Source organism: Massilia sp. UBA6681 (genome assembly GCF_002454935.1).
GTDB lineage: Bacteria > Pseudomonadota > Gammaproteobacteria > Burkholderiales > Burkholderiaceae_D > Telluria > Telluria varians.
Map to the genome: position 1 here is coordinate 4,603 of NZ_DKJX01000090.1, position 1,769 is coordinate 6,371.

At 67.8% G+C, this 1,769-nt stretch carries 1 protein-coding gene and 1 pseudogene; both read left to right on the forward strand.

The genetic code is table 11. The features are described from left to right. Positions 1-314 (forward strand): annotated as a pseudogene (locus tag B2R83_RS16380) (ABC transporter); the annotation flags it as partial. Positions 315-508: 194 nt separating this feature from the next. Beyond that, a partial coding sequence (locus B2R83_RS16385) for a methyl-accepting chemotaxis protein (RefSeq protein ID WP_292043525.1) occupies positions 509-1,769 on the forward strand: 1,261 nt, incomplete at its 3' end.

Below are 1,769 nucleotides of genomic sequence, written 5' to 3' on the forward strand. Positions count from 1 at the left end.
GCATCGCGATCGCGCGCGCCCTGCTCAAGAATCCGCCCCTGCTGCTGCTCGACGAAGCCACCAGCGCCCTCGACGCCGAGTCGGAGCGCCTGGTGCAGCGCGCGCTGGAAGCGGCCATGGTCGGCCGCACCACCATCATCATCGCCCACCGCCTGGCCACCGTGCAGCGCGCCGACCGCATCATCGTGCTCGACGAAGGCCGCGTGGTCGAAGCCGGCACCCACGCCTCGCTGGTCGCCCACGGCGGCGTGTACGCCAACTTGGCGGCGCTGCAGTTCCAGGCCCACCCGCCGCTCGAACAGCAGGCCTCCTGAGCTTGCGGCCGGGCGCGCGGCCGCCGGCGTATTGGCACGGCAAGCTTTGATGACAGAAGCGCATCGGGATTGCTTGCCAATGCAGCATCTGTGTTGTGGCGCAGCCGTGCACACGGCGGTTTTCGACCCGATGTTGTTGCGGTACGGAAAGTTACAACGGTATGATGCCTCTGGTTCCATATCCAGTGTGCCTCATGCCCTCCTCCCGATATCATCCCGCCAACTGGAATGTTGGCACCCGCATCAGCGCCATTACCTTCGTCCTGACGGCCGCGATCATCGCCGCGCTGGTCGCGACGATCACCTACGCCACCTCGCGCATGCTCGAGGAGCGCGCGACCCAGAGCGTCACGAGCGAACTGCGCAGCGTGGCCAACACGGTCGAGATGTTCAACAAGAGCGTCAGCAGCTCGGCCGCGAGCTTCGGCCGCATCTTCCGCCATGGCCTGCCCGGCAGCTTCGAGCTTGACCCGGCGACCAGCGTGGACATCGGCGGCAAGCCCACGCCCACGCTCAAGCTCGACGGCAAGGTGCTGAACCTCGACTTCGGCGCGCCGGACAGCTTCACCGCCCAAACCGGGGGCAACGCCACCATCTTCGCCCTTGATGGCGAGGACTTCGTGCGCGTGACGACTTCGGTCAAGAAGGAAAACGGCGAACGCGCCGTCGGCACCACGCTGGACCGCAACAGCCCGGCCTATGCCGTGCTGCGCGAGGGCCGCAGCTACATCGGCCTGGTCACCCTGTTCGGCAAGCAGTACATCACCCAGTACGAGCCGGCGCGCGACGCCGCCGGCAAGGTGGTCGGGGTGCTCTACGTGGGCGTCGACATCACGGAAGACATGAAGCTGCTGAAGGACCGCATCCGCGCGCTCAAGGTGGGCCAGTCCGGCTACTTCTACGTGCTGAGCGCCGCCCCCGGCAAGCACTACGGCGAGCTGCTGGTGCACCCGGGCAGCGAAGGCGCCAATCTGCTTGACAGCCGCGCCGCCGACGGGCGCGCCTTCATCCGCGAGATGCTGGACAAGAAGAACGGCAGCATCGTCTACGACTGGCAGAATCCTGGCGAAAGCGCGGCGCGCGAAAAATTCGTCGCCTACACCCACATCAAGGCTTGGGACTGGATCATCGCTGGCGGCACCTACCGCGACGAGATCACCGCGGCCTCCACCGAACTGCGCCAGCGCTTCATCCTGGCCGGCCTGCTGGCCCTGGCGGTGCTGGCCGCGCTCCTGTACGCCGTGGTGCGCGCCAGCGTGGCGCGTCCGCTGGCGCAGGTGCGCGACGTCGCCCGGCGCATCGCCGAGGGCGACCTCACGGCGCGCATGGACAGCCGCGGGCGCGACGAGATCGGCCTGCTGACCGAAGCCATCAACAGCGTCGGCGCCAGCCTCTCCAGCGTGGTGGGCAAGGTGCGCCTGGGCGCCGAACAGATCGCCAGCGCCTCGCAGCAGA